Here is a 25,027-nt window from a genome sequence, read left to right on the forward strand (position 1 = left end):
GCCCTGTGCCGGCCGTTGAGGCACCGCCGAGCAGCGCAGCGACAGGCGGATAAGGGCCGCGCGTGTTTGAGCGAAGCGAGTTTGCGCGGACCCCGCCTGTCGCGAGCAGCGCAGGGAAGCCGCGAAGCGGCCGGTGACGTCGGCCAGCACAGGGCACACCGCCCGACGACGCCCCCACACACCAGAAACGAAACGCCGGATTTCAGTGCGCCCGATCAGGATCCGGATAAACCAACGGCCCAAACGTCCCGCGATCAAACGGCTTCCACTGCCCTTCAGCCTGAGCCAGCCGATCCGCCAGCGCATACATGACAGCCGGATGCGCCCCAAGCCCCAGGTGACTCGCCACGACTTCGATGTTTTCCGACTGCGGCCCCGCCTCTTCCACACTGCAGCGCCACGCCACGACGCCATCGCTGCGACTGAAGATCGAGGTCGTCGGCACGGAAGGCGTTGGCCGCACGTGCTTCATGCGCCGTGGGTCCTCCGCACTCTGGCCGCTCACGCCTTCGTAGACACGCCATGCGTTGGTGGCGCGCGCACTGCCGGTGAACGGGCTGCCCAGCGTGACCACGCTGCGTACCAACTCAGGCCGGGTCGATGCCAGGAGACGTGCGTAGACGCCGCCGAGGCTCCATCCGACGATGCTCACCTTGCGACCGCTCTTCGAATGCAGGGCTTCGAGCTTTTGCAGCATGCCCTCCTCCACGCCCTTGCGCGGTCCGAGGTTGCGCCCCAGACCCCAGCCGTGCGTGTCGTAGCCGCGGCTTTGCAGATAGCGGCGCAGCAGCTTGGTCGAGAGATCGCTCGCCACCAGCCCCGGCAACACCAGCACCGAATGGCCGTCGCCGCGCGGTGCCAGTTGCAACAGCGGCCACAAGGCCACGGCAGCGCCGGCCTCCCAGATGGCGCGTGTCTCGGCCAGTAGCAGCAGGCGCGAAGGCGGGGCGATCGGCTCGTGTGCGGCGGTCATCATCGATTTCTCCTTGTCGTTCTCTTGCAATGTGCGGTCGCGATGTCCGGATACCAGTCGGACAGCAAGCTCATTTATCCGAGGTATTTGCCCCGCAGGTAATCGAGGTAAGCCCTCGATTCGCGCGATACATACGGCGCAATCAGCGTGAGCGTGTAGAAAGCCGCAAGTCCCGGGTCGGCCTGCTGCAGCGCGTCGCGTCCAGGCACCAGGCGCTCGAAGGAAAGCCAGCAGGTGGTCGTGAAGACCATCTGCAACGCCAGCATCTGCGCCTCCTCGGCCGTGGCCTCGATCACGCCGGCGGCCATCAGCGTCTCGCACAGCGCCTGCGCGGCCAGCAGGTTCTGCGCGGTCAGCGCCTGCGCACGCTCGCCGAGCGCCGGGTATTCGCTCGAAAGGTAGGCCATGTCGCGGTACACGAAGCGATAGGCGTCGATCGCCTCGAAGCGCAGGTGCAGCGCCAGCCAGAGGTCGTCGATCGCCCGGACCGTGTCCGACGAGGCATTGAGCAGCTCCAGCCGGTCCTCGAAGCGTCTGAAAAGACGATCGACGATGAGCTGCTTGGCCTTGAAGTGGTAGTGCAGGTTGCCGGGGCTGATCTCCAGCTCGGCTGCGATGCGGTGCGTCGACACCGCCGCGAGTCCCTGCGCATTGAACAGCGCCAGGCTGGCCTGCAGGATGCGTTCTCGCGTGTTGGAGCTGGCCACGGGCTGATGAGGGATCGGTCCGATGGGCCTCAGCGCTTGCGTTGGCCGGATTCGGCCCGTTCCAGGTGTTCGAGCACTTGCCGCATCTGCTCGCGCAGTTCCTGGATTTCCTGCGCGCTCGGCATGCCCAGGCGCTGGAGCGCGGTCGCGACGCGCTGGTCGAACACGTCCTCGAACTTGCGGATGCCGAAAGCATCGAGCGCCGGAAAGCCGCGTGCCGGGGCAGGCTTGCCGTCGGCCGACGGCTCGGCCTTGCCCATGCCGAGCAGGCTTTCGATCACGTTCGTCTGGCGCTTGACGACGTCGTCACGCACATTGCCCAAGGCCTGCAGGCCCGCGCGCAGCAGGCCCTTGGCGCCGGCCGGGCCGGAGGGCGCGGCCGTCTTGGCGGAGATGGACTCAGGAGCCGGTGCCTTCTTGGCCGCGGCCCGTTTGCGCGGCGCGGCCTTCTTGGCGGGCGTGGCCTTCTTGGCCGGGGCCGCCGACTTCTTCTTTACGCTGACAGTTTCATCGCGGCGAGTCGCCATGCGTTGCTCCGGAAAGACGTTTCAAAAGGAAGAAGTGCGGCGCGCCGCCATGGCGATCAGGCCGCCTTGCGCGTCGTGCGAACGGCACGGCGGGTGACCGGCTTGGCCTTCGCCTTCACGGTCTTGACCACTTCGGCGGTGCCCGTGCCGGCTACGCGGCTTTCGATCTTCTTGGCGCCGGAAGCGATCGTGTCGGCGATCTTCACCGACACGGTGGCGATCGGCTGGTGCACGCGGGCGAGCGTGTTGATCACCGAGGTGCCCAACGGCGCTTCGACACGGCCCACGACGTTGGCGACCGATTCGATGCCGCTCGTGGCGCCGGTGGCGACACGGTCCATCAGGTTGACGACGCGGCTGGTGTCGATGTCCAGGCGCTTGGCCAGGAAGCCGGTGACCTTCTCCTGCGCGCCGAGGAGGCGGGCCTTGATGTCTTCGTTCAGCAGCGGCAGTTCGCGCTTGCCGAGGAATTCGCTGTAGCGCGAAGCGGCGCCGCCCAGCAGGCGATGCGCACCGGTGCGGTAGGCGCTGACGAGGGTCTTGCCTGCGTCGTTGTACTGGCCAACGACGTGGATGGCAGCGGTGGAGATGTTTTGCGTGGACATGATGATTTCCTGGAAGTTGATGGACACATGCCGCCGGGATTCGGTCCCTGCGGCACTCGCGTCATGGATTCCGACGCGATGGGGTCATCTTCTTCTGAAAGCCCTAGGCCTGAAAAACTAGAACGGTTCGATAGTTAGTCCAACTGCCCCAATTTCCTGCCAGGGCGATGCTACGACGAGAGGCGTCCCGTGGCAGCGCCCGGGCCATCGGGGTTACCCGCTATCCGCCCCTGTGCACATTGGGGATCATTTCCCGTCGCGCCGTGCCCGACGCTGCCCGAAAACGCCAAGAGGGGACACCCGAATGAAACATCTCAGCGGCCTTGACGCGACTTTCCTGCACACCGAAACGCCCGAGACGCCGATGCACGTCGGAGGCCTTCACGTGCTGGAGCTGCCCGCCGGCTACAAGGGCGATTTCTACGAGGACGTGAAGGCGCACGTGCAGAGCCGCATGCATCTGTCCGAGGTGTTCACGCGCAAGCTCGCGCTGATGCCGTTCGAGCTGTCGAACCCGGTGTGGGTGGACGACGACGATGTCGACCTCGCCTACCACGTGCGCCGCGTCACGCTGCCGCGCCCCGGCACCCTGCGCCAGCTCGAGCAGTACGTGGCCCGCCTGCATTCGACGCTGCTGGACCGCAGCCGGCCGCTGTGGGAGTTCTTCGTGATCGACGGACTGCAGGGCGGCGGTGTCGCGCTGTATTCCAAGTTGCACCATGCCGGCATCGACGGACAGGCCGGCGCGGCCTTCGCCGAGGCGATCATGGACCTGACGCCCGAGCCGCGGGTGATCAAGGCCCCGCGACAGATGGCGCGGCGCAACCGCTACCAGCTCGGCGTGGCCGAGCTGGCGGGCGCGGCGCTCACCAACACGCTGCAGCAGTACGTCAAGCTGGTGAAGACCTTCCCCGACATGGCGCGCGCAGTGAAGAGCCTGGTCGTCCCGCAACCCACGAATAAGGCCGGCAGCCTGTGGAAGCTGCCGAAGAACCTCAACCTGCTCGGTCCCCGCACGCCGCTCAATGTGGCGATCACCAACCAGCGCGCGTACGCCGTGCGCTCGATTCCGCTGGCCGAAGTGAAGCTGATTGGCAAGCGCCTGGGGGCGAGTCTCAACGACGTGGTGCTGGGCCTTTGCGCGGGTGCGTTGCGGCACTACCTGAGCGACCACGGCAAGCTGCCGAAGAAGCCGTTGACGGCCGCCATCCCGGTCACGCTGCGCGAGCCGGGCGACACCACCTCGAACAACCAGGTCTCGATGACCGTCATGACCCTGGCGACCGATGTGGCCGACCCGATCGAGCGCATCAAGGCGATCGCCGAATCGTCCGCGGCCGCCAAGTCCCTGATGGGCAACATCAAGGCGGCCATACCGACCGACTTCCCCTCCTTCGGTGCGCCGTGGCTGATGTCGGGCCTGGCCTCGATGTACGGCCGCTCGCGCTTCGCCGACCGGCTGCCGCCCGTGGCGAACGTGGTGATCTCGAACGTTCCGGGCGCGCCGGTTCCGCTCTACTTTGCGGGCGCAAAGCTGCTGACCTACTACCCGGTGTCGATTCCGAGCCATGGCATGGCGCTCAACATGACGGTGCAGAGCTACAACGGCATGCTGGATTTCGGCCTGATCGCCTGCCGGCGCGCAGTGCCCGACGTGGACGACATTGCCGACTACCTGGTCGAGGAGCACCGCGCGCTGCTCGCCAGGGTGAAGGCGCTCGACGCGCCGGCGACCGCTGCCGAAGTGGTGCCCGCGTCGCTCCCCGCCAAGGCCGCCGCCGCGAGACCCCGCAAGACACCTGCCCGGAAGACTGCAGCGAGGAAGACCGTGGCGCGCAAGCCTGCCGCTCGCAAGACTGCAACCGCCTGAGCGGCGCCCGAGGTTCCGGCCGCGATGCGACTGGCCTCTTGTCATGTGCATGCTGTACCGTTACGTGCCGAAAGCTCGACACCTGACGGAGGCTCCAGCCCATGACCGCTACTCTTCACCTGGTTGGCGCGCCGACCGACATCGGCGCCAGCACGCGGGGCGCCGGCATGGGTCCCGACGCACTCCGCGTGGCCAATCTTGCGGGCATGCTGGCGCGCCTGGGCTTCAACGTCGTCGACCGCGGCAACCTGGCCGGCCCCGCGACCCCCTGGGTCGTGCCGACCGAAGGCCTGCATCACCTCGACGAGGTGGTCGCCTGGAACCGGCTGGTCTACGACGCGGTCGACCAGGCGCTCGGCGCGAACCACCTGCCCATCCTGCTGGGCGGCGACCACTGCATCGCCGTCGGCTCCATCAGCGCCATCGCCTGGCACGCGCGCCGGCGCGGTCAGAAGCTGCGCGTGCTGTGGCTCGACGCCCACTCCGACGTCAACACCGAAACCACCACGCCCAGCGGCAACCTGCACGGCATGCCGGTCTCCTGCCTGCTGGGCCACGGGCCGGCGGCGCTGACGGGCTGGAGCGGCGAGCGCGCCGCATTCGAGCACGACGCCATCCGCTTCATCGGCATCCGCAGCGTCGATGCGGACGAGAAGTCCGCCATCCGCGCGCTCGGGCTCAACGTCTTCGACATGCGCCATATCGACGAGCACGGCATGCGCACGACGATGACCGAGGCGCTGCAGGACGTCGACGAGGACACCCACCTGCATGTGAGCTTCGACCTCGACTGCCTCGACCCCGACTACGCACCCGGCGTGGGCACCGGCGTGCGCGGCGGTCCGACGTGGCGCGAGATGCAGCTCTGCATGGAAATGATCGCCGACACCGGCCGGCTCGGATCGCTCGACGTGGTCGAACTCAACCCGGCGCTGGACGTGCGCAACCGCACGGCGGAGGTGGCGGTCGAGTTGATCGAAAGCCTGTTCGGCAAGTCGACGCTGGCGCGCTGAGGGCGTGGCGCCGCGACGCCAAGCGCCGTCAAATTCCATCGAAGCGTGAACTTTCTCCAGCCCGACGACGAATCCCAGGACCTACAGTCTTAAGTATTCGTTTTCTTGGGATCGGGGGTATCGAAATGGGCATGCGCAAGATTGGATTGCTGGTGGAACAACCCACCGACGGGTCGTTCTACTGGGTGATCCATGAGGACATTCGGCGCGACGGCCGCTACGAATCGCTGCACCGCGCAGAGCGCTCGTTCGCGACCTACTCCGCGGCCCTCGCCCAGGGCTATGGCGTGATGCAGCGCCTGTGCGGGCTGACGGGCCTGCCGGCCTACGCGGCGCGCTCGGTCTCGCTGTAGTCCGCCTCGGACAGGTCGGCGCCGGGGTCCGAAATGGGGCGCAGCTTGTCGCTGCGGCAGAAGAAGGTCCAGCCTTCGAAGGCCACGTCGTAGTAGGTGCCCGGCAGATAGGTCCAGTCGGGTGCCTCGTAGGGCGCCGACACCACCTCCACGATCCTGCCGACAGCCTGCCGCGTGAGCGGGCTGGCCAGGCAACTCGGGACCACGTAGCACAGTGTTCCGATCTTGATCATCCCTGCAGAATCGCACAACGCCGCTCCGAGACCAAGGGCAGGTCTCCTACACACAAAGCCGCGCTTCAGCCATTTCGCTGTCGCAGCGTCGTCCTTACATTGACGTTTTCACCGAAAACGACGATGGCATTCACAGCGAAAGAAGCGACGGACGAACGCACAGGGCGCGCCAGAGGGCTTCGCATTCTGGTCGTCGAAGACGATCCCGACGCTTTGGCCGCCACCGTCGAAATGCTCCAGTTGCTTGGCCATTGGGCTGCCGGCGTGCGGAGCGCGGAAACCGCCAAGGACCGCTATCTGGACGGCGCCTTCGACGTGCTGCTCACCGACATCGGCCTGCCCGCTCTCTCGGGCATGGATCTGGTGGAAAGCCTGCGCGCCCGCCACAAGCTGGAGGTCATCTTCGCGACCGGGCGGCCGCCGCCGCCAAGGCCCATCGAGGGCACGTTCTGGCTTCAGAAGCCCTTCACCGTCGAGCAGCTCGAAACGGCTTTGGCCCAGGCGATGAACCGCGCCGAAGCCTGACCGGCATCTCAGCCGCGCGACGGCGACAAGGGCACGTCCCGCAGCGGGGTTTCGATGGGTGGCTGCGCGGGCAATACCGGCCGCGCCTCGGCCGGCGTCTCTTCCGCCGCCTCGGGCAGGAAGCGATCGATCAGCGAGAAGAAGCGGTCGTAGAAGCGCTCGTCGGTCAGCGTTTCGCTCGCCACCTTGACCAACGCGTCGTCGCTGGACGAGAAGGGCAGCGACAGCGAACCGATCGCCCCCACGCCCACCGTCGCGGAGTTGTTGACCTTCTTGATGCCGTAGCGGTCCTGCAGCGCGCTCGCGAAGGCGATGGTGCTGCGCGGGCCGTTCCGCCCGTTGCTCTCGCGTGCGCAGACCACGCGGAATTCCACTTCCACGTGCACCTCGGAGGCAGGCTGGAAGCTTTTGCGGCCGGTGACCAGTTCGTGATTGCCGGCCGTGATCATGTAGCCCTGGCTGAGCAGGGCACGGCGGGCGGCCTCGCAGGTCTGCGCCTCGGTGGCGACGTAGGTCCGCGTGTGAGTGGTGGTGGAGTCGAACACTTCCGGCTCGTACGAAACCCGACGCGTCGCCGTGCTGCAACCTGCGACGAGAAACGAGAGCAGCAGCGCCGCAGCGGCTGCGTGAGAAATCGGAGAGCGCATGAGGGGCATGGGAAGACAAGACCGGGAATGCTAGCCGCAAGAGCGCGGGCCGGCGCCCCTTTTGACATGCTAGACGGTCGGGCGTTCCCTTGGCCGCCAGCCGGGCTGCTCAGCCGCCCAGGCGGACCACGCGATGCGCCTTGCCGCGCGTGGCGGCGATGCGGCGCGCATTGGGTTCGTCGGTCTGCTCGACCCAGGCCAGCGCCTCCGACCGGCTGCGGCCGAACTGCTCGTGGCGCCGCACGAGCCGGTCCAGCCTGAGCGAATCTTCCACGTCGACATACCAGACCTCGTCGAGCAGCGCCGCCGCCCCGGCCCACGGGCCCTCGTCGAGCAGCAGGTAGTTGCCTTCGGTGATGACCAGTTGCGTCTGCGGCAGCACGGCGATCGCGCCGGCGATCGGCTCTTCGATCTCGCGTCGGAACTCGGGCGCGTAGACGATCTCGTCCTCTCGTTGCTCGCGCAGGCGCCGCAGAAGGGCGACGTAACCCGCGCTGTCGAAGGTGTCGGGCGCGCCCTTGCGGCCGGCGCGGCCCAGACGCTGCAATTCGACGTTGGCCAGATGAAAGCCATCCATCGGCACCACCTGCGCGCGGCCGCCCAGAGCCTGCAGCAACGCCGACGCGAGCGTCGACTTGCCCGACCCGGGCGCGCCCACCAGCCCGAGCAGCTTGCGCCGCCCGTCGGCCAGCAGGGCTTCGATGCGCGCCAGTTCCGCGGCGGGCACCCCGGTCATGAGCGGATCATGGGTAGAGGCCGCGCTCCTGGCGTGCCATCAGGATGCGCTCGCAGGCCACCGCGTAGGTCGCGGTGCGCAGGCTGATCTTGTGGTGGTCGGCCTTGTCCCAGATCTGGTTGAGCGCATTCATCATGATGCGGTCGAGCCGCACGTTGATCTCGTCCTCGTCCCAGAAGAAGGACGAGAAGTCCTGCACCCATTCGAAGTAGCTCACCGTCACGCCGCCGGCGTTGCAGATCACGTCCGGCACCACCAGCACGCCGCGCTCGGCCAGGATGTCGTCGGCGGTCGGCACGGTCGGGCCGTTGGCGCCTTCGAGCACCAGCTTGGCCTTGGTCTTCTGCGCGCGCTCGGCAGTGACCTGCCCTTCGAGCGCGGCAGGGATGAGGATGTCGCAGGCCACGTCCCAGAAGGCCTCGTTGTCGATCACGTCGCCACCCTTGAAGGCGACGGCGCCGTCGGTGCGGGAGATCGGCACCAGCTTCGCGAGGTCGAGCCCCTTGTCGTTGAAGATCGTGCCGGTGTGGTCCTGCACCGCGACGATCTTGGCGCCGGCCTCGGCGAACAGCTCGGCCGCCACCGAACCCACGTTGCCGAAGCCCTGCACAGCGATCCGGGCGCCGCGCAGGTCGAGCCCGAGGCGCCGCGCGGCTTCGCGGCCGGTCACGAACACGCCGCGGCCGGTGGCCTTCACGCGGCCGAGCGAGCCGCCGAGGTGCAGCGGCTTGCCGGTGACCACGCCGGTGGCGGTGCCGCCGACGTTCATCGAATAGGTGTCCATCATCCACGCCATGATCTGGGCGTTGGTGTTCACGTCGGGCGCGGGGATGTCGCTGTGCGGGCCGATGATGATGCCGATCTCGCTGGTGTAGCGGCGGGTGACTTTTTCAAGCTCCTTCAGCGAGAGCTTCTTGGGGTCGACGCGGATGCCGCCCTTGGCGCCGCCGTATGGCAGGTTGACCGCGGCGGTCTTGACCGTCATCCAGGCCGACAGGGCCATGACTTCCTCCAGCGTGACATCCGGATGGAAGCGCACGCCGCCCTTGCCGGGGCCGCGCGACAGGTTGTGCTGCACGCGGTAGCCCTCGAAGTGGGCGATCGAGCCGTCGTCCATCTCGATCGGCACGTCGACGATCAGCGCGCGCTTGGGGCGCTTGAGCGTTTCCACCCAGCGGGCCAGTCCACCCAGATAGGGCACGACTCGATCGACTTGCGACAGATAGGTGCCCCAGGGGCTGTTGGCGGTCGGCTGGACATAGGAGAGGACGGAACTCATGGCGATCCCTTGTTGTTGAACGGATAGGCGCGACGATAGACCTCGGCAGGGCGCCGCGCCATGCCTATGCACATTGCTATGGCGGTTATGCGATGGCGGCAAGCAGGGCCGCATTGCCGCCCGCGGCGGTGGTGTTGATAGTGAGCGTCTGCTCCGCGCAGAAGCGCAGCAGGTAGTGCGGCCCGCCCGCCTTGGGGCCGGTTCCGCTCAGGCCCTCGCCGCCGAAGGGCTGTACGCCGACCACCGCGCCGATGATGTTGCGGTTGACATAGATGTTGCCGACATGGGCCCGCGCGGCCATCGCCTGGGCGCGGCTGTCGATGCGGGTCTGGATGCCGAGGGTGAGCCCGAAGCCGAGCGCGTTGATCCGGTCGATCACCGCCTGGGGCTCGCCGGACCAGCGCACCACATGGAGCACCGGGCCGAAGATCTCGGTCTTCACGCTGTCGATGGACGGCAGCTCGTAGGCATGTGGCGGCAGCAGGTTGGCGATCTCCTGCGCTGGCCGCAGCGGCGCGACGAGCACCTTGGCTTCCGCGTTCAGGCGCTGCAGATGGCGCTGGATGCCGTCGAAGGCCTCGCGGTCGATGACGGGGCCTACGTCCGTCGCCAGCAGCGCCGGGTCGCCCGCGGCCAATTCCTTGGCGGCGCCCTGGATCATCTCGATCACATCGTCGGCAATGCTCTCGTGGATCAGCAGCAGGCGCAGCGCCGAGCAGCGCTGGCCGGCCGAGCGGAAGGCGCTTTGCACCACGGCATCGACCACCTGCTCGGGCAGCGCGCTGGAGTCGACCACCATCGCATTGATGCCGCCGGTCTCGGCGATCAGCGGCACGATCGGCCCGTCCTTGGCGGCAAGGGCGCGATGGATGATCTTGGCGACCTGCGTCGAGCCGGTGAACACCACGCCCGCCACGCCGGGCGCCGCGACCAGCGCCGCGCCGACGGTTTCACCCGGGCCGTGCAGCAGTTGCACCGCATCGGCGGGCACGCCGGCGGCATGCAGCAGCCTGACGGCTTCCGACGCCACGGCCGGCGTCTGCTCGGCGGGCTTGGCCAGCACCGTGTTGCCGGTGGCGAGCGCGGCGGCCACCTGGCCCAGGAAGATTGCCAACGGGAAATTCCACGGGCTGATGCAGACCCACGGGCCGCGCCCCGTCAGACGCAGTTCATTGCTCTCGCCGGTCGGCCCGGGCAGCGCGACCGGCAGCATGACGCGCTCCGCTTCGTCGGCGTAGTAGCGCAGGAAATCGACTGCCTCGCGGACTTCGGCCACCGCGTCGCCCCAGGTCTTGGCGGCCTCCTTGACCAGCAGCGCGCAGAAGCGCGGGAGGGCGGCGTCGAGCGCGTCGGCGGCGTGGCGAAGGGCGGCGGCGCGCTGCGCGACGGGGGTGCGGGTCCACGAGCGGTAGCAGGCGGCGGAGGCCGCCACGGCAGCTTCTGCGCGATGGGGTTCGAATTCCGGCACGTCCGGCACGGTGGTAGTGGCCAGCGCGTCGAGCAAGGGGGCGCGCATCGTTTCCACCGTCAGGTCGACGCCGTGGCTGTTGCGGCGCGCAGGCGGCGGTCCGTAAAGCTCGTGCGGCAGGGGCAGCGACGCCTCGCGCTCCAGCCACAGCGGGGACACCAGGAGCTGATCCATGCCCACCGATTCATCGCCCAACTGGTTCACGAAGGACGAATTGGCGCCGTTTTCCAGCAGGCGGCGCACGAGGTAGGCGAGCAGGTCCTTGTGCTGGCCGACCGGCGCGTAGACGCGCACGGGGGCGTCGGTGCTCTTCATCACTTCGCGGTAGACCCCCTCCCCCATCCCATGCAACCGCTGTAATTCGAAGGTCACGTCTCCCGCCATCTGCAGGATCGCCGCGATGGTCCCGGCGTTGTGCGTCGCGAATTGGGGATAGATCGCGTCCGGCGCCGCCAGCAGCGCACGGGCGCAGGCCAGGTAGCTCAGATCCGTGTGGTGCTTGTGCGTGAACACGGGGTAGTACGGAAGACCCAGTTCCTGCGTCCGCTTGATCTCCGCGTCCCAGTAGGCGCCCTTCACCAGCCGGCACATCAGGCGCAGCTTGTACTTGCGCGCGATGGCGGTGACATGCTCGATCAGCTCCAGCGCGCGCGTCTGGTAGGCCTGCATCGCGAGCCCGAAGCCGCGCCATTGCGGGCGCTCGGCCGCGACCTTCGCCGCGAGGGCTTCGAAGACGTCGAGCGACAGTTCGAGCCGGTCGACCTCCTCGGCGTCGATGGTGAGATTGAGGTTGGCGTCGGCTGCCAGTTCGCAGAGCTGCCACACGCGCGGCACCAGTTCGCGCATCACGCGCTCACGCTGAGCGTCTTCGTAGCGGGGATGCAGCGCGCTGAGCTTGATGGAAATCCCGTCGTTGTGCTCGGGCGAGCCGTCTCGGTCGGCGCCCGAGGCGATGGACCGGATCGCGTTGACGTAGCTGTCGAGATAGTGAAGCGCATCCGCGTCGGTCCGCGCACCTTCGCCCAGCATGTCGTAGCTGAAACGCAGCGCCGCATGCCTGCGGTGCGCCGACCGGGCTTCGCCCATGGCTTCGTCGATGGTCTGGCCGAGCACGAACTGGCGGCCCAGCAACTGCACTGCGCGCAACGTCGCGGCCACGACCGTGCGCGCGCCCAGCCTCGCCATCAGGCCCGGCTCGGACTCCGCTTCACCCTCCGCGCCGGACAGATGCGGGAGGAATTTCTTCGACAGCGCGATGGCGGACGACGAAAGGCGCGCCAGCGTCGAATCGGCGCTGCCTTCGAAATCGGCCCGGCCCAACTGGTCGGCAGTCAGCGCAATGGCCGTCTCGGCGTCGGGCACCCTCAGCAACGCCTCGGCCAGCCGCATCAGCGCCAGACCTTCCGCGCTGGAGATCGGGTACTCGCGCAGCAGGCTTTCCATGGCCCAGAACGGCGGCGGCTTGTCGCGCACGGCGCGGACCCACGGGGATGCGGCGGGCACGACCAGCGCCCAGTCGAGAGCGCCTTTCAACGAGGCGAGACGGTGCGAGACGATCTCGGCTTCGGGTCGGTAGGGGGTGGGGAGGCGCATGGCGGAGCTTATGAATAGTGAGTGGTGCTGATGCTCCGCCTTCCCGGATTGAGTTATTCACCAAAAATTCATCTCCGACCGGATAATTCACTACCCATGAGCGACATCCCCTCCGATCTGGACCGCATTGACATGAAAATCCTGAAGGTTCTTCAGGAAGACGGCCGGATCTCCAATCTCAAGCTGGCCGAGACGGTGGCCCTCTCCCCCACCGCCGTGCTGGCCCGCGTGCAGCGCCTGACGCGCGAAGGCTTCATCCTCGGCTACGAGGCCCGGCTGGACCCGCACAAGCTCGGGCGCGGCTTCACGGTGTTCGTCGAGGTGCTGCTCGACCGCACCACGCCCAACGTGTTCGACGAGTTCAAGGCGGCCGTGCAGGTGCGGGACGAGATCATGGAATGCCACATGGTCGCGGGTGGCTTCGACTACCTGCTCATGACCCGCATGGCCGACATGGCCGCCTACCGCGCGTTCGCCGGCACGGTGCTGTGGCAACTGCCGGGGGTGCGGGAGACCCGGACCTATGCGGTGATGGAAGAGGTGAAGAGCAGCGCGCGTTTGCCGCTCGGGCTCTGAGCGCCGTCAGCGCGATCCGAAGATGGCGGTGCCGATACGCACCATCGTGCTTCCTGCCGCCACGGCGGCTTCGAGGTCTGCCGACATGCCCAGGGAGAGCGTGTCGAGTTCGATTCCCGACGCCCGGATCTGATCGAACACTGCGGCTGCGCGCAGGAACAGATCGCGTTGTGCCGCGAAATCCGGCGCCGGTTCGGGAATGGCCATCAGCCCGCGGAGCCGCAAACGTGGCAACGCCGCCACAGCTTGCGCCAGCGAAATCGCCTCCTCGGCGCCGATGCCCGACTTGTTCGCCCCGCCATCCACATTGATCTGCAGGCACACCTGCAAGGGCGGCAGATGCGCCGGCCGCTGCTCCGCCAGGCGCTCGGCGATCTTGAGCCGATCGATGCTGTGCACCCAGTCGAAATGCTCGGCCACCACCCGTGTCTTGTTGCTCTGCAGCGGCCCGATGCAGTGCCATTCGAGCTGGCTGCGCAGATCGGCCAGCGCTTCGATCTTCGCGACACCTTCCTGCACGTAGTTCTCGCCAAAGGCGGTCTGGCCGGCCGCATGGGCTTCGCGCACGGCCTCGGCCGCAAACGTCTTCGAAACCGCAAGCAAGTGCACGCTCGCAGGATCACGTCCGGCCGCTGTGCACGCGGTCACGATTCGAGCCCGAACTTGCTGGAGCTTGTCGCCAATCATCGTCATAATCTTCAAAGTCGTATCAAAACGTCACCAAGGAATTGCGTGGACATTACCCAACTGCTCGCTTTCAGCGTCAAGAACAAGGCGTCCGACTTGCATCTGTCGTCCGGCCTGCCACCCATGATCCGGGTGCACGGCGACGTGCGGCGCATCAATGTCGACGCGCTCGACCACAAGGCCGTCCACGCCATGGTGTACGACATCATGAGCGACACGCACCGCAAGCACTACGAAGAGTTCCTGGAGGTCGACTTCTCGTTCGAGATCGACGGACTGGCACGCTTTCGCGTGAACGCATTCAACCAGTCGCGCGGCGCAGCGGCGGTGTTCCGGACCATTCCGTCCAAGATCCTGACGCTGGAGCAGCTCAACGCGCCCAAGATTTTCGGCGACCTCGCGCTCAAGCCCCGTGGCCTCGTGCTCGTGACCGGCCCGACCGGCTCCGGCAAGTCGACCACGCTGGCCGCGATGATCAACTACCTCAACGAGACCGAGTACGGCCACATCCTGACCGTCGAGGACCCGATCGAGTTCGTGCACGAATCCAAGAAGTGCCTGATCAACCAGCGTGAAGTCGGGCCCATGACGCTCTCCTTCGCGAACGCGCTGCGCTCCGCGCTGCGTGAAGACCCGGACGCGATCCTCGTCGGCGAAATGCGCGACCTCGAAACCATCCGCCTCGCGATGACCGCGGCAGAAACGGGCCACTTGGTGTTCGGCACGCTGCACACCTCGTCCGCCGCCAAGACCATCGACCGGATCATCGACGTCTTCCCCGGCGAAGAGAAGGAAATGATCCGCGCCATGCTGTCCGAATCGCTCCAGGCCGTGATCTCGCAGACGCTGTGCAAGACCAAGGACGGCCAGGGCCGCGTGGCCGCGCACGAGATCATGCTGGGCACGCCCGCCATCCGGAACCTGATCCGCGAAGGCAAGGTCGCGCAGATGTATTCGTCGATCCAGACCGGCAGCGGCCAAGGCATGCAGACGCTGGACCAGAACCTCACGGACCTCGTGCGCCGCAGTGTCATTTCCTCCGCAGAAGCGCGGGGCAAGGCCAAGATCCCCGAGAATTTCCCAGGCTGAGCATCGGCCACCGCATTCGGAGCACGACATGGAACGCGATCAAGCCAGCCAGTTCATCAACGACCTGCTGAAGCTCATGGTGAGCCGCAACGGGAGCGACCTGTTCATCACGGCGGAGTTTCCGCCGGCGATCAAGGTCGACGGCAAGGTGACCAAGGTGTCGCAGCAGGCGCTTGGCGCGCAGCACACGCTGGCGCTCACGCGCTCCATCATGAACGACCGGCAGACGGCCGAGTTCGAACGCACGAAGGAATGCAACTTCGCGATCTCGCCGACCGGCATCGGCCGCTTCCGCGTCAATGCTTTCGTGCAGCAAGGCAAGGTCGGCATGGTGCTGCGGACCATTCCCGCCAAGCTGCCGACCATCGACGGCCTGGGCATGCCGCAGGTGCTCAAGGACGTGGCGATGACCAAGCGCGGCCTGACCATCCTGGTCGGCGCAACCGGCTCGGGCAAGTCGACCACGCTGGCAGCGCTGATCGACTGGCGCAACGAGAACTCCTTCGGCCACATCGTGACGGTGGAAGACCCGGTGGAGTTCGTGCATCCGCACAAGAACTGCGTGGTGACGCAGCGCGAAGTCGGCATCGACACCGACAGCTGGGAAGCCGCGCTCAAGAACACGCTGCGCCAGGCGCCCGACGTGATCCTGATGGGTGAAATCCGCGACCGCGAGACCATGGAGCACGCCGTGGCCTTCGCCGAAACCGGCCACCTGTGCATGGCCACGCTGCACGCCAACAGCGCCAACCAGGCGCTGGACCGGATCATCAACTTCTTCCCGGAAGAGCGCCGCGCGCAGTTGCTGATGGACCTGTCGCTGAACCTGCGTTCGCTGGTGTCCCAGCGCCTGATCCCGACCGAGGACGGGCATGGGCGCATCGCCGCCGTCGAGATCCTGCTGAACACGCCGCTGATCTCCGACCTGATCTTCAAGGGCGAAGTCGGCGAGATCAAGGAGATCATGAAGAAGAGCCGCAACCTCGGCATGCAGACTTTCGACCAGGCGCTGTTCGACCTGTTCGAAGGCAATGCGATCAGCTTCGAGGACGCGATCCGCAACGCGGACTCGGCGAACGACCTGCGCCTGCAGATCAAGCTCAATAGCCAGCGGGCGCGCACGACCGACCTCTCCGCAGGCACCGAGCACTTCGCGATTGTCTAGGCGCGCCCCTGGCGTGCCGAGCTAAGCTAGGGGGATGAGCAGCCTCAACCCCAAAACTTACGATTCCATCCCCGCGCAAAAGGTCGCCTTCCTCGGCCTGGGCGTGATGGGCTTCCCGATGGCCGGCCACCTCGCGCTGGCGGGCCACGACGTGACGGTCTACAACCGGACCGACGCCAAATCCATCGCCTGGCAGCAGGAATTCAAGCCCCAGTCCAAGGGCACGCTGACCCACTCGGCCACGCCGCGGGGCGCGGCCTCCAATGCGGACATCGTCTTCTGCTGCGTCGGCAACGACGACGACCTGCGTTCGGTCGTGCTCGGCGACAACGGCGCCTTCGCGGGCATGGCCAAGGGCTCGGTGTTCGTCGACCACACCACGGCCTCGGCCGACGTGGCGCGTGAACTCTCCAAGGCCGCGATCGAACGCGGCCTGCAGTTCATCGATGCGCCCGTGTCGGGCGGCCAGGCTGGCGCGCAGAACGGCGTGCTGACGGTCATGTGCGGCGGCGATTCGGCCACCTTCGACCGCGTCAAGCCAGTGACCGCCGCCTTCGCGCGCGCCGTCACCCGGGTCGGCGAAAGCGGCGCGGGCCAGCTCGCCAAGATGGTCAACCAGATCGCCATCGCCGGGCTGGTGCAAGGGCTCTCCGAAGCCATCGCTTTCGGCCAGCGCGCCGGGCTCGACATGAACGAAGTGCTCGGCGTCATCGGCAAGGGCGCGGCACAGAGCTGGCAGATGGACAACCGCGGCAAGACCATGATCGAAGGCAAGTTCGATTTCGGCTTCGCGGTCGACTGGATGCGCAAGGACCTCGGCCTCGTGCTAGACGAAGCCAAGCGCAACGGCGCCCGGCTTCCGGTGACGGCGCTGGTGGATCAGTTCTATGCCGACGTGCAGCAGTCCGGCGGCAATCGCTGGGACACGTCGAGCCTGATCACCAGGCTCAAGTAAGGAGGCGCTGCCTCAGCGGACCGGCGAGGTCGTTGCACCGCCGCCGGAAGGCGTCGACGGCAGCGGCTCCATCGGCGGCAGCGGAACGCGCGACGTCGAGCCCCCGCCCGTTCCGCCCTGCGTGGCGCCGCCTTGCGAGGGCTGCTGTTGCTGCTGCTGTTGCTGGCTCTGGATGTTCGCCAGATCCTGCTCGCTGACGATCTCCACCACGCGCACCACCTTCGTCACGCCCGACACGCCACGTGCGATGTCCGTGGCGCGATCGGTTTCGCGGCGGGTGGCAATGCCCATCAGGTACACCACGCCCCGCTCGGTCACGACCTTGAACGAGTTCGCGAAGATGTCCTTCGCATCGAGCAGCGAAGCCTTCACCTTGCCGCTGATGAAGGTGTCGTTCGAGCGCTCCTGGAAGCTCGGCGGCGGGCCGACCGTCACCTCGTTGACGACCGAGCGCACGTTGTCGACGCGGCGCATGACTTCCTCGACCTTGAGGCGATCCGCCTCCGTGCCCACCGAGCCCGTCAGCAGAACCTGACGGTTGAAGCTCGTGATGCTCACGTACATGTTGTCGTTGGCGATCTCGCGGATGCGAGCGCCGCCGCGCAGCTCGATGCCCTGGTCATCCACCTGCGCGCCCGAGCTGCGGCGGTCCGTCGCCACCATGCCGACGCCCACGGCGGCAGCCCCTCCGACGACCAGCGGAACGCAGGCGGAAAGGCCGGCGACCAGTACGGCGCTCGCAGCCAATGCCATCGCGATGCGTTGAGTGGATCTCGTCGTCATAGATAGGACCTTCCAGTGCGTGTTTGTTTGAGATGGACGATGCGCAGGCCGGCCGAGGCATCCCCTTCGGAAACCTGTGTGTCGTCCTGCTGCTGGATGAGTGGGTCGGTGCGCAAAAGTTCTGCTCCGGGCTCACGCCGGCCAGTGCCTCTGCCCGCTCCCTGTCTCTGATCGCGGCGAGTTTAGCCCAGCGAATTCGCAGGCCCGTTACCGCGTGTCATCGTTCGGCTCCTACACGCGTCGGACAAAGTGCGTCCCTACAATTCTTGCTCGGCGACGGCTCGCGCACCCCTTGGTGGCGCGGTTGTTGCGAGTCGATTCCTGTCGGTTCGCAGATGTTGTTGGAACAAGGAAGGAAGCCCCTTGAAGCAATCCCTCGGGTCGCAGACGCAACTTGTCCGAAAGATCACGGGCGCCCTCGGCGTGCTGATGCTGGCCGGGTGCAACTCCTTCGCGCCGGTCAATCCGCCCATCGACCATGTCGAACTGGACAGCGGCTACCGCGTCGGCAACATGCTGAAGCGCACGCACGGCGTCAAGAACGACGCGGACACGCTGTTCCTGCTGACCTTCTCGGGCGGCGGCACGCGCGCAGCGGCTTTCTCGTACGGCGTGCTCGAAGAACTGCGGCGCACGAACGTCATGGTGAAGGGCCAGCCCGTCAACCTGCTCTCGGAGGTCGATGCCATCGCCGGCGTCTCGGGCGGCAGCTTCACCGCGCTGGCCTATGCGCTGTATGGCGACCAGCTCTTCACCGAATACGAGCCCCGCTTCCTCAAGCGCAACGTGCAGGGCGCGCTCACCTGGGGCGCGCTGAACCCCGTCAACTGGTTTGCCCTGGGCAGCGGGCTTTACGGGCGCTCCGAATTCGCGGCCGACTACTACGACAAGATACTCTTCGGCGGCGCGACCTTCGACGACCTGATCAACAAGCCGACGCCCGTGACCGCCGTGACCGGCACCGACCTCTCGACCGGCGCGCGCTTTCCGTTCTCGCAGGACCACTTCGACCTGCTGTGCTCCGACCTGGGCAAGGTGAGGCTGGCCCGCGCCGCCGCAACGTCGTCCGCCGTGCCCGCCGTGCTGTCGCCGGTTACGTACCGCAACTACGGCGGAACCTGCGGTGCCGTCATGCCCGCCTGGGTGAAGGATGTCACCAAGGCCGAAGGCCCCGAGCGCCCGGCGGGCCGCGCCCTGCTGCGCTACCGCGACATCCAGAGCTTCCAGGACAGCAAGAACCGGCCGTACCTCCACGTGGTGGACGGCGGCGTGTCGGACAACCTCGGCTTGCGCGGGCTGCTCGAAGCGCTGGAAGAAGTGGAAGCGAGCCCGGCCTTCCAGGAGCAGGTCGGGCTGCAGCACATCCGCCGGATCGTGGTGGTGGTGGTCAACTCGCGCTCGGCGCCGGACACCGACTGGGACCGCAGGGCCATCGCACCAGGGATCGTCTCGCAGTTGCTGCAATCGTCCAGCGTGCCGATCGATCACTTCTCCTATGAATCGGTCGAACTGCTGAAGGACATCGCCCAGCGCTGGGCCGACAAGCGGGAACTCGCGATCGCCGAGCGCCGGCTCGCCGGGATGTCGAAGGCCCAGGCCGAAGCATCGGTGCTGAAGCTGACCTTCGACGCCATCGACGTGAGCTTCGATGAAATCCAGGACCCCGAGGAAAAGCGCTACTTCATGAACCTGCCCACTAGCTTCGTGCTGCCGGACGAGGCCGTGGACCGCCTGCGCGCCCTCGGCGGGAAGTTGCTGCGCGAATCACCGACCTATCGCGACCTGCTGAAGCGAATCGACGCCACCAACCAGCCGTCGAAGCAAGGCGCAGCCGCCGCGCAGTGAAGCGGGGTCAGGCGGACAGGAGCGACGAATCGCTGTCCTGGTCGCCGAGCAGTTGCGCGTCGACGCCGTCGCACAGGCAATGCAGCGTGAGCAGATGCACCTCGTGGATGCGCGCCCCGCGCTCGTGCGGCACGGTGACCTGGACGTCGGTTTCGCGCAGCGCGCGGCCTACCGCCCCACCCGAGCCTCCGCCCGCGTTGCCGGCGTTGCCGAGCAGTGCCACGACCGTCATGTCCCGTGCGTGGGCCGCTTCGACTGCCGCCAGCACCGCGGCGGACTGGCCGCTCGCGCTCAGGGCGAGCAGCACGTCGCCGGCCTGGCCTAGCGCACGGACCTGCCGCGCGAAGCGGTCGGCGTCGAGTGCATCGGGCGTGTCGGCGGCGGGATCGGTCGGGTCGCCGGGCAAGGCGATGGCGGCCAGTTCGGGCCGATCGCGCTCGAAACGGCCGACGAACTGCGAGGCGAACTGCGCCGCCAGGAAGCCGGACACGCCCGCGCCGCACGCGAGGATCTTGCCGCCGCTTGTGACGCACGCAAGCACCGCCTGCATCGCTTGCGAAATGGGTTTACCGAGAAGGGGGCCTGCCTGGTACTTCAGGTCGGCGCTGTCGATGAAATGCTGCTGGATGCGTTGCTCAAGCATGGGGCGGGATGATAACTGCGCGATGGAACGCGCTCAGTGAAACAAAACGTGTAGCGACGTAGAGCCGGGATCGGCCGATGGGTTCCGCGAACGCCTCAACTCGCATCGAACGCGCCCTGGATCCACTCGATGCGCTCCTCGATCAGCACCACGTCGAAACGGCACGGCGGCAGCACGCGAAGCCGGCTGATGTAGTGCCGCGCCGCGAAGACGATGCGGCCCTGCTTCACGCTCGTGATGCTGCCGCCGGCGCCGCCATGCGTGCCGCTGGCGCGTTGCCGCACCTCGACGAACACCAGCGTGCCATCGCGCGGATCGCGCATGATCAGGTCGATCTCGCCGCCACCGCGGCCGGGGGTTCGATAATTGCGCGCGACCAGGCTCAGGCCGGCCGCCTGCAAGTGGTCGAGCGCGGCATCTTCCGCCGCGTCGCCTCGCTGCTTTGTCGTCACCTGCGGCGACCTCCCTGTCGTCTTGTTCTGGAGAAACCCATTGACCTCACTCGCACCCGCTTCGTTCGGCGCCGCCCTGCAGGCGGCACGCGATGCCGCGGGCGCGCAGCATTATCCGCAGGCGACGCTCTATGTGGTCGCGACGCCGATCGGCAACCTCGCGGATATCACGCTGCGCGCGCTGCACGTCCTGCAGACCGTCGATGCCGTGGCCTGCGAGGACACCCGCCACACGCAAAGCCTGCTGCGCGCCTACGGCATCGAGCGGACATCGGCCCAGCTTCTGGCGCTGCACCAGCACAACGAGGCCGAGGCCGCGCAGTCGGTGATCGCGAGGCTGGCGAACGGTGAACGCGTTGCCTACGTGAGCGACGCCGGCACGCCCGGCGTGAGCGACCCCGGCGCGCGGTTGGTCGCGGCGGTGCGCGAGGCCGGCTACCGCGTGCTGCCGCTGCCCGGTGCCAGCAGCGTGACGACGCTGGTCGGCGCGGCGGGGCTGGTTGCGGCGGGGGACGCCGGGAGCGCGTTCGTCTTCGCGGGCTTTCTGCCCAGCAAGGCCGGGGAGCGCGATGCGGCCGTGCTGGAACTGGCCGACGAGCCGCGCAGCGTGGTGCTGCTCGAAGCGCCTCACCGCATCGAGGCGCTGGCGCGTGCGTTGGCGACCCTGGGGGATCGACAGATCACGGTGGGCCGCGAACTCACCAAGCAGTTCGAAGAGATCGCCACCGTCACCGCGGCCGCCCTGCCCGACTGGTTTGCAGCGAGCCGCGACCGCACGCGCGGCGAGTTCGCGCTGGTGCTGCACCCCAAGCCCGCAGCGACTGACGATGGCGTCGAAGGCGAGCGCGTGCTGCGCCTCCTGCTGGCCGAACTGCCGCTCAAGAGCGCCGTGCGCGTGGCGGCCGAGATCAGCGGCGCGCCGCGCAATGCGCTCTACGACGCGGCCCTGCGCATGCGCGAAGAGCCGAACGACTAGGCGCCCTCGCCCCTCGCGATCAACCGTCGAGTTCGGGATACGCCCGGAAGATGCCGTCCTCGTTGAAGGGGATGCGGCGCGGGCTCTGCAGATAGTCGTGCACCCGCTGGCGGCGGCTCACGTTCGTCGCGAGCTTGGCGACGGCCGGGGTTTGCGCGAGCGCTCGCGCCGTCGCTTTCGGGAACGCATAGCGCAGGCCCGCGACGAGCTGGAACAGCGACAGGTCGGCATAGGTCAGCACATCGCTGACCAGATGCACATCGCCAGCGGGATTGCGTTGCAGGATCAGCTCGAACCAGTCCAGGAACTTGGGAATGCGCTCTTCGCGAAACGACTTGGCCCGCGCCAGCGCTGCCTCGCGCTGGTCTTCGTAATAGAGGCCCGTCGACAACGGATGGTGCGTGTCGTGCGCCTCGGCCACCACGTCGGCGATGGTGAGTTGCAACTGGTGCGCCCAGATCCCGTCGGCCTCACCGACACCTGCGAGCCCCAGGCGCGGCCCCAGATAGAGCAGGATCGCCGCGGTCTGCCCGACGACGATGTCGCCGTCGACCAGAAAGGGCGGCGCGAACGAGGGACGCGGGTTGCCCGGATCGCCGAGGCGCCGCCCCAGCGCCGATTCGCCGCCACCTTTGGAAGGCGGTTCGCGCGCCACGTCGACGTATGCCGCGCCCACGGCCTCCAGCGCCAGACGCACGAATTCGCCGCGGCCCTGGATCGAGGGCCAATAGTGGAGTTGATAGGTCACGAGTTCGCTCCGCCAGCCTTACAGGAAGGTCGAGCATACGAAAAAGCGGAAAATTAGCCGCTTATGTCTTCCATACCCGCCCCGTCGGCGCAAGCACCGCGTCCCCTCTTCCCCGTCAATCCCAAGCCCCTCGGCATCGCAGTCCTGCTCATCGCGCTCGGCGCGGTGTATCTCGCGCAAACCGTGAGCGCACGCCAGGCCGCGCTCTACGTGGTCGGCGCCCTGCTCGGCATCACGCTCTACCACGCGGCCTTCGGCTTCACCTCCGCGTGGCGCGTCTTCATCGCCGACGGACGCGGCGCAGGCCTGCGCGCGCAGATGGTGATGCTCGCCATCGGCGTGCTGCTGTTCTTCCCCGCGCTGTCGGCCGGGTCGCTGTTCGGCCAACCCGTGACGGGCCTCGTCTCCCCGGCGGGAACCTCGGTGATCGTCGGCGCATTCATCTTCGGCGTCGGCATGCAGCTCGGCGGCGGGTGCGCCTCGGGCACGCTCTACACCGTGGGTGGCGGCAGCACGCGCATGGTCATCACGCTGATCGCCTTCATCGTCGGCTCGGTCGTGGCCACGGCGCACATGCCGTTCTGGACGGCCATGCCGCAGCTCAAGCCCTTCTCCATGGTGCTGGCCTTCGGCGCCGGTCCGGCGATTGCGCTCAATCTCGTGGTGTTCGCGGCCATCGCCGGGCTGACCGTGCTGATCGAGAAGCGCCGCCATGGCCGCCTCGTCAACGAGCCGGACCGCGTCGCGCACGCCTCGCCGTGGCTGCACGGCCCGTGGCCGCTGATCGCGGGGGCGGTTGCACTCGCGGTGCTCAACTTCGCGACGCTCGCCCTGGCGGGCCGTCCGTGGGGCGTGACTTCGGCATTCGCCTTGTGGGGCGCGAAGGGCGCCGCTGCGCTCGGCGTCGACATCGCGAGCTGGAAATACTGGAGCGCCGGCCCCAACGCTGCATCGCTCGCCGCGCCGCTGAACTTCGACGTGACCACCGTGATGGACATCGGCATCGTGTTCGGCGCCATGGCCGCCGCCGCGCTGGCGGGCCGCTACGCGCCGGTGTGGCGGATTCCGCTGCGCTCGATCGTGGCGGCAGTGGTCGGCGGGCTGATGCTCGGCTACGGCGCGCGCCTGGCCTACGGCTGCAACATCGGCGCCTACTTCAGCGGCATCGTCTCCGGCAGCCTGCACGGCTGGCTCTGGCTCGTCTGTGCGTTCGCGGGCAACGTGCTGGGCACGAGGCTGCGGCCGTTCTTCGGCCTCGAAGTCGAACGCGTGAAGAACACCGGCTGCTAGCCGCGCCGGCCGGACTTACTGCCCGACCACCGACCAGCCCGCCTGCTGGTTGGTCTTGTCGTTCTCGTATTCCCAGCGCGTGCCGCAGGCGTCGCAGCGGTAGCTGGTGAGCGTGACCGTGTGGCTGCCGCCGTCGTCGTCGCTGCGCACCGCCTTGCGGCTGGACTGCTGCACCAGCTCGGCATGCCCCGGCGCGCGGCGCCAGTTCCGCTGGATGCCGGCGCAGGAGGCGCAGAGCGTCATCTTCTTGAGCTCGGCGGCTCTCTGGTTGCTCTCGTTCGTCATGCGGCCTCTGCTTCCCTTGGATTGATCACTGAACCGGGCATGTTAACGACGCGGCCCGGAGCCCAATGCCAGCGCCAGCCTGGCCCCCACCTCGGCGTTGTGCTTGACCAGCGCGATGTTGGTCGCGAGGCTGCGCCCGCCCGTCAGCGCCTTGATGCGCGCCAGCAGGAAGGGCGTCACCGCCTTGCCGGTGATGCCCTGCGCCTTGGCCTCGTCCAGCGCCTGCAGCGTCAGCGCGTCGATCTCCTCGCGCGGCATCGCGGCTGATTCGGGCACCGGCGTGCTCAGCACCACGCCGCCTGCCAGGCCCAGATCCCACTTGGTACGGATGAAGCGCGCCTGCGCCGCTGCGTCGTCGAGCCGGTAGTCCGCCCTGAAACCGCTGTCGCGCGTGTAGAAGGCCGCGAAGTTGTCCTGCTCGCAACTGAGCACCGGCACGCCGTGCGTCTCCAGGTATTCGAGCGTCAGCCCGATGTCGAGGATGGACTTGGCGCCCGCGCACACCACGGCCACCGAAGTCTTCGCCAGCTCCTGCAGGTCGGCCGAGATGTCGAAGCTCTCCGGCGCGCCACGGTGCGCGCCGCCGATACCGCCGGTCACGAACACCTCGATGCCGGCGAGCGCCGCGCAGATCATCGTGCCGGCCACCGTCGTCGCGCCGAGCCCGCCGCCGGCCAGCACGGCCGGCAGGTCGCGGCGGCTGACCTTCTGCGCCTCCTTCGAGCGGCCGAGCAGCTCCAGCTCGTCGGCGGACAGGCCGATGCGGATGCGCCCGCCCATCACCGCGATCGTCGCGGGCTCGGCGCCCAGGCCGCGGATCAGCGCCTCGACTTCGCGCGCCGTGCGAACGTTTTCCGGGTAGGGCATGCCGTGGGCAATGATGGTCGATTCGAGCGCCACGACCGGGCGCCCGGCCGCCTGCGCCGCAGCCACGGGCGCGCTGAAAGTCAGCCAGGAGCGGGCAAGGTCGGAAGCCATGGGGGTGTTTTCTATCTCCAAAGGCC

At 67.6% G+C, this 25,027-nt stretch carries 27 protein-coding genes; 11 read left to right on the top strand and 16 right to left on the bottom strand.

Annotated features, from left to right (window positions below):
• Positions 1–202 precede the first annotated feature (202 nt).
• The 4 genes from QTH90_RS23635 to QTH90_RS23650 form a co-directional block, all read right to left on the bottom strand.
• The gene (locus QTH90_RS23635) at positions 203–976 is read right to left on the bottom strand and encodes an esterase/lipase family protein (RefSeq protein ID WP_286667014.1); all 774 of its coding nucleotides are present in this window, start codon (positions 974–976) and stop codon (positions 203–205) included.
• A gap of 71 nt (positions 977–1,047) precedes the next feature.
• Positions 1,048–1,680, bottom strand: coding sequence for a TetR/AcrR family transcriptional regulator (locus QTH90_RS23640; protein WP_286667015.1), 633 nt, complete (start codon positions 1,678–1,680; stop codon positions 1,048–1,050).
• Positions 1,681–1,709: 29 nt separating this feature from the next.
• On the bottom strand, positions 1,710–2,207 hold the full coding sequence (locus tag QTH90_RS23645) for a phasin family protein (RefSeq protein WP_286667016.1): 498 nt from the start codon (positions 2,205–2,207) through the stop codon (positions 1,710–1,712).
• Positions 2,208–2,263: 56 nt separating this feature from the next.
• Positions 2,264–2,812, bottom strand: coding sequence for a hypothetical protein (locus tag QTH90_RS23650; RefSeq protein ID WP_286667017.1), 549 nt, complete (start codon positions 2,810–2,812; stop codon positions 2,264–2,266).
• A 304-nt stretch (positions 2,813–3,116) separates the two neighbouring features.
• On the opposite strand from QTH90_RS23650, the gene QTH90_RS23655 reads away from it, so the two are divergent.
• From QTH90_RS23655 to QTH90_RS23665, 3 genes are all read left to right on the top strand, one after another.
• The gene (locus tag QTH90_RS23655) at positions 3,117–4,682 is read left to right on the top strand and encodes a WS/DGAT/MGAT family O-acyltransferase (RefSeq protein WP_286667018.1); all 1,566 of its coding nucleotides are present in this window, start codon (positions 3,117–3,119) and stop codon (positions 4,680–4,682) included.
• Positions 4,683–4,783: 101 nt separating this feature from the next.
• On the top strand, positions 4,784–5,695 hold the full coding sequence (gene rocF, locus QTH90_RS23660) for an arginase (RefSeq protein WP_286667019.1): 912 nt from the start codon (positions 4,784–4,786) through the stop codon (positions 5,693–5,695).
• A gap of 131 nt (positions 5,696–5,826) precedes the next feature.
• Positions 5,827–6,048, top strand: a complete 222-nt coding sequence (locus QTH90_RS23665; RefSeq protein ID WP_286667020.1) for a hypothetical protein — start codon at positions 5,827–5,829, stop codon at positions 6,046–6,048.
• Here the strand turns inward: QTH90_RS23665 and QTH90_RS23670 are convergent.
• Positions 6,021–6,281: a hypothetical protein gene (locus tag QTH90_RS23670; RefSeq protein WP_286667022.1), complete on the bottom strand. Its 261-nt coding sequence runs from the start codon at positions 6,279–6,281 to the stop codon at positions 6,021–6,023. The genes QTH90_RS23665 and QTH90_RS23670 overlap by 28 nt on opposite strands.
• A gap of 123 nt (positions 6,282–6,404) precedes the next feature.
• Between QTH90_RS23670 and QTH90_RS23675 the strand changes: the two genes are divergently transcribed.
• Positions 6,405–6,806, top strand: a complete 402-nt coding sequence (locus QTH90_RS23675; RefSeq protein WP_286667023.1) for a response regulator — start codon at positions 6,405–6,407, stop codon at positions 6,804–6,806.
• Between the two features lie 8 nt (positions 6,807–6,814).
• On the opposite strand, the gene QTH90_RS23680 is transcribed toward QTH90_RS23675, so the two are convergent.
• The 4 genes from QTH90_RS23680 to QTH90_RS23695 form a co-directional block, all read right to left on the bottom strand.
• A complete protein-coding gene (locus QTH90_RS23680; protein ID WP_286667024.1) occupies positions 6,815–7,351 on the bottom strand; it encodes a DUF2242 domain-containing protein in 537 nt (178 codons plus the stop codon).
• Positions 7,352–7,562: 211 nt separating this feature from the next.
• Positions 7,563–8,189 (bottom strand): nucleoside/nucleotide kinase family protein, encoded by a 627-nt coding sequence (locus tag QTH90_RS23685; RefSeq protein ID WP_286667025.1) that lies wholly within the window; start codon positions 8,187–8,189, stop codon positions 7,563–7,565.
• Positions 8,190–8,196: 7 nt separating this feature from the next.
• Positions 8,197–9,468: a Glu/Leu/Phe/Val family dehydrogenase gene (locus tag QTH90_RS23690; protein ID WP_286667026.1), complete on the bottom strand. Its 1,272-nt coding sequence runs from the start codon at positions 9,466–9,468 to the stop codon at positions 8,197–8,199.
• Positions 9,469–9,553: 85 nt separating this feature from the next.
• Entirely contained in the window at positions 9,554–12,529 is a 2,976-nt protein-coding gene (locus QTH90_RS23695; RefSeq protein WP_286667027.1) for an L-glutamate gamma-semialdehyde dehydrogenase, read from the bottom strand.
• A gap of 96 nt (positions 12,530–12,625) precedes the next feature.
• Here QTH90_RS23695 and QTH90_RS23700 point away from each other — a divergent pair, with 96 nt between their 5' ends.
• Positions 12,626–13,105: an Lrp/AsnC ligand binding domain-containing protein gene (locus tag QTH90_RS23700; RefSeq protein ID WP_286667028.1), complete on the top strand. Its 480-nt coding sequence runs from the start codon at positions 12,626–12,628 to the stop codon at positions 13,103–13,105.
• Between the two features lie 6 nt (positions 13,106–13,111).
• Here the strand turns inward: QTH90_RS23700 and QTH90_RS23705 are convergent, their stop codons facing one another.
• A complete protein-coding gene (locus QTH90_RS23705; protein WP_286667030.1) occupies positions 13,112–13,798 on the bottom strand; it encodes a YggS family pyridoxal phosphate-dependent enzyme in 687 nt (228 codons plus the stop codon).
• Positions 13,799–13,837: 39 nt separating this feature from the next.
• Between QTH90_RS23705 and QTH90_RS23710 the strand changes: the two genes are divergently transcribed.
• From QTH90_RS23710 to QTH90_RS23720, 3 genes are read left to right on the top strand one after another with little or no spacing between them, the layout of a single operon-like run.
• Positions 13,838–14,881 carry a type IV pilus twitching motility protein PilT gene (locus QTH90_RS23710; protein ID WP_286667031.1) on the top strand — a complete coding sequence of 348 codons (1,044 nt, stop codon included), beginning with the start codon at positions 13,838–13,840 and terminating at the stop codon, positions 14,879–14,881.
• Between the two features lie 28 nt (positions 14,882–14,909).
• Positions 14,910–16,046: a PilT/PilU family type 4a pilus ATPase gene (locus QTH90_RS23715; protein WP_286667032.1), complete on the top strand. Its 1,137-nt coding sequence runs from the start codon at positions 14,910–14,912 to the stop codon at positions 16,044–16,046.
• 34 nt (positions 16,047–16,080) lie between these two features.
• Entirely contained in the window at positions 16,081–17,001 is a 921-nt protein-coding gene (locus QTH90_RS23720) for an NAD(P)-dependent oxidoreductase (RefSeq protein ID WP_286667033.1), read from the top strand.
• 12 nt (positions 17,002–17,013) lie between these two features.
• Here the strand turns inward: QTH90_RS23720 and QTH90_RS23725 are convergent, their stop codons facing one another.
• Positions 17,014–17,784 carry a BON domain-containing protein gene (locus tag QTH90_RS23725; protein ID WP_286667034.1) on the bottom strand — a complete coding sequence of 257 codons (771 nt, stop codon included), beginning with the start codon at positions 17,782–17,784 and terminating at the stop codon, positions 17,014–17,016.
• Between the two features lie 363 nt (positions 17,785–18,147).
• Here QTH90_RS23725 and QTH90_RS23730 point away from each other — a divergent pair, with 363 nt between their 5' ends.
• On the top strand, positions 18,148–19,629 hold the full coding sequence (locus QTH90_RS23730) for a patatin-like phospholipase family protein (RefSeq protein ID WP_286667035.1): 1,482 nt from the start codon (positions 18,148–18,150) through the stop codon (positions 19,627–19,629).
• A 7-nt stretch (positions 19,630–19,636) separates the two neighbouring features.
• On the opposite strand, the gene QTH90_RS23735 is transcribed toward QTH90_RS23730, so the two are convergent.
• On the bottom strand, positions 19,637–20,272 hold the full coding sequence (locus QTH90_RS23735) for an SIS domain-containing protein (RefSeq protein ID WP_286667036.1): 636 nt from the start codon (positions 20,270–20,272) through the stop codon (positions 19,637–19,639).
• Positions 20,273–20,367: 95 nt separating this feature from the next.
• The gene (locus QTH90_RS23740) at positions 20,368–20,724 is read right to left on the bottom strand and encodes a YraN family protein (RefSeq protein WP_286667037.1); all 357 of its coding nucleotides are present in this window, start codon (positions 20,722–20,724) and stop codon (positions 20,368–20,370) included.
• A 40-nt stretch (positions 20,725–20,764) separates the two neighbouring features.
• Here QTH90_RS23740 and rsmI point away from each other — a divergent pair, with 40 nt between their 5' ends.
• Positions 20,765–21,700, top strand: coding sequence for a 16S rRNA (cytidine(1402)-2'-O)-methyltransferase (gene rsmI / locus QTH90_RS23745; RefSeq protein ID WP_286667038.1), 936 nt, complete (start codon positions 20,765–20,767; stop codon positions 21,698–21,700).
• Positions 21,701–21,719: 19 nt separating this feature from the next.
• On the opposite strand, the gene QTH90_RS23750 is transcribed toward rsmI, so the two are convergent.
• Entirely contained in the window at positions 21,720–22,448 is a 729-nt protein-coding gene (locus QTH90_RS23750) for a glutathione S-transferase (protein WP_286667039.1), read from the bottom strand.
• Positions 22,449–22,511: 63 nt separating this feature from the next.
• Here QTH90_RS23750 and QTH90_RS23755 point away from each other — a divergent pair, with 63 nt between their 5' ends.
• Positions 22,512–23,738 (top strand): YeeE/YedE family protein, encoded by a 1,227-nt coding sequence (locus QTH90_RS23755; protein ID WP_286667040.1) that lies wholly within the window; start codon positions 22,512–22,514, stop codon positions 23,736–23,738.
• 15 nt (positions 23,739–23,753) lie between these two features.
• Here the strand turns inward: QTH90_RS23755 and QTH90_RS23760 are convergent, their stop codons facing one another.
• Positions 23,754–24,023 (bottom strand): hypothetical protein, encoded by a 270-nt coding sequence (locus QTH90_RS23760; protein WP_286569596.1) that lies wholly within the window; start codon positions 24,021–24,023, stop codon positions 23,754–23,756.
• Between the two features lie 42 nt (positions 24,024–24,065).
• A complete protein-coding gene (locus QTH90_RS23765) occupies positions 24,066–25,001 on the bottom strand; it encodes a pseudouridine-5'-phosphate glycosidase (RefSeq protein WP_286667041.1) in 936 nt (311 codons plus the stop codon).
• Between the last annotated feature and the right edge of the window lie 26 nt (positions 25,002–25,027).

This window comes from Variovorax flavidus, from assembly GCF_030317145.1.
GTDB classification, from domain to species: domain Bacteria; phylum Pseudomonadota; class Gammaproteobacteria; order Burkholderiales; family Burkholderiaceae_C; genus Variovorax; species Variovorax flavidus.

Coding starts and splice junctions, on each gene's coding strand:
- QTH90_RS23635 (WP_286667014.1), bottom strand. CDS start 976: ATGATGACCGCCGCACACGAGCCGATCGCCCCGCCTTCGCGCCTGCTG.
- QTH90_RS23645 (WP_286667016.1), bottom strand. CDS start 2,207: ATGGCGACTCGCCGCGATGAAACTGTCAGCGTAAAGAAGAAGTCGGCG.
- QTH90_RS23650 (WP_286667017.1), bottom strand. CDS start 2,812: ATGTCCACGCAAAACATCTCCACCGCTGCCATCCACGTCGTTGGCCAG.
- QTH90_RS23655 (WP_286667018.1), top strand. CDS start 3,117: ATGAAACATCTCAGCGGCCTTGACGCGACTTTCCTGCACACCGAAACG.
- rocF (WP_286667019.1), top strand. CDS start 4,784: ATGACCGCTACTCTTCACCTGGTTGGCGCGCCGACCGACATCGGCGCC.
- QTH90_RS23665 (WP_286667020.1), top strand. CDS start 5,827: ATGCGCAAGATTGGATTGCTGGTGGAACAACCCACCGACGGGTCGTTC.
- QTH90_RS23670 (WP_286667022.1), bottom strand. CDS start 6,281: ATGATCAAGATCGGAACACTGTGCTACGTGGTCCCGAGTTGCCTGGCC.
- QTH90_RS23675 (WP_286667023.1), top strand. CDS start 6,405: ATGGCATTCACAGCGAAAGAAGCGACGGACGAACGCACAGGGCGCGCC.
- QTH90_RS23685 (WP_286667025.1), bottom strand. CDS start 8,189: ATGACCGGGGTGCCCGCCGCGGAACTGGCGCGCATCGAAGCCCTGCTG.
- QTH90_RS23690 (WP_286667026.1), bottom strand. CDS start 9,468: ATGAGTTCCGTCCTCTCCTATGTCCAGCCGACCGCCAACAGCCCCTGG.
- QTH90_RS23695 (WP_286667027.1), bottom strand. CDS start 12,529: ATGCGCCTCCCCACCCCCTACCGACCCGAAGCCGAGATCGTCTCGCAC.
- QTH90_RS23700 (WP_286667028.1), top strand. CDS start 12,626: ATGAGCGACATCCCCTCCGATCTGGACCGCATTGACATGAAAATCCTG.
- QTH90_RS23705 (WP_286667030.1), bottom strand. CDS start 13,798: ATGACGATGATTGGCGACAAGCTCCAGCAAGTTCGGGCTCGAATCGTG.
- QTH90_RS23715 (WP_286667032.1), top strand. CDS start 14,910: ATGGAACGCGATCAAGCCAGCCAGTTCATCAACGACCTGCTGAAGCTC.
- QTH90_RS23720 (WP_286667033.1), top strand. CDS start 16,081: ATGAGCAGCCTCAACCCCAAAACTTACGATTCCATCCCCGCGCAAAAG.
- QTH90_RS23725 (WP_286667034.1), bottom strand. CDS start 17,784: ATGACGACGAGATCCACTCAACGCATCGCGATGGCATTGGCTGCGAGC.
- QTH90_RS23735 (WP_286667036.1), bottom strand. CDS start 20,272: ATGCTTGAGCAACGCATCCAGCAGCATTTCATCGACAGCGCCGACCTG.
- QTH90_RS23755 (WP_286667040.1), top strand. CDS start 22,512: ATGTCTTCCATACCCGCCCCGTCGGCGCAAGCACCGCGTCCCCTCTTC.
- QTH90_RS23760 (WP_286569596.1), bottom strand. CDS start 24,023: ATGACGAACGAGAGCAACCAGAGAGCCGCCGAGCTCAAGAAGATGACG.
- QTH90_RS23765 (WP_286667041.1), bottom strand. CDS start 25,001: ATGGCTTCCGACCTTGCCCGCTCCTGGCTGACTTTCAGCGCGCCCGTG.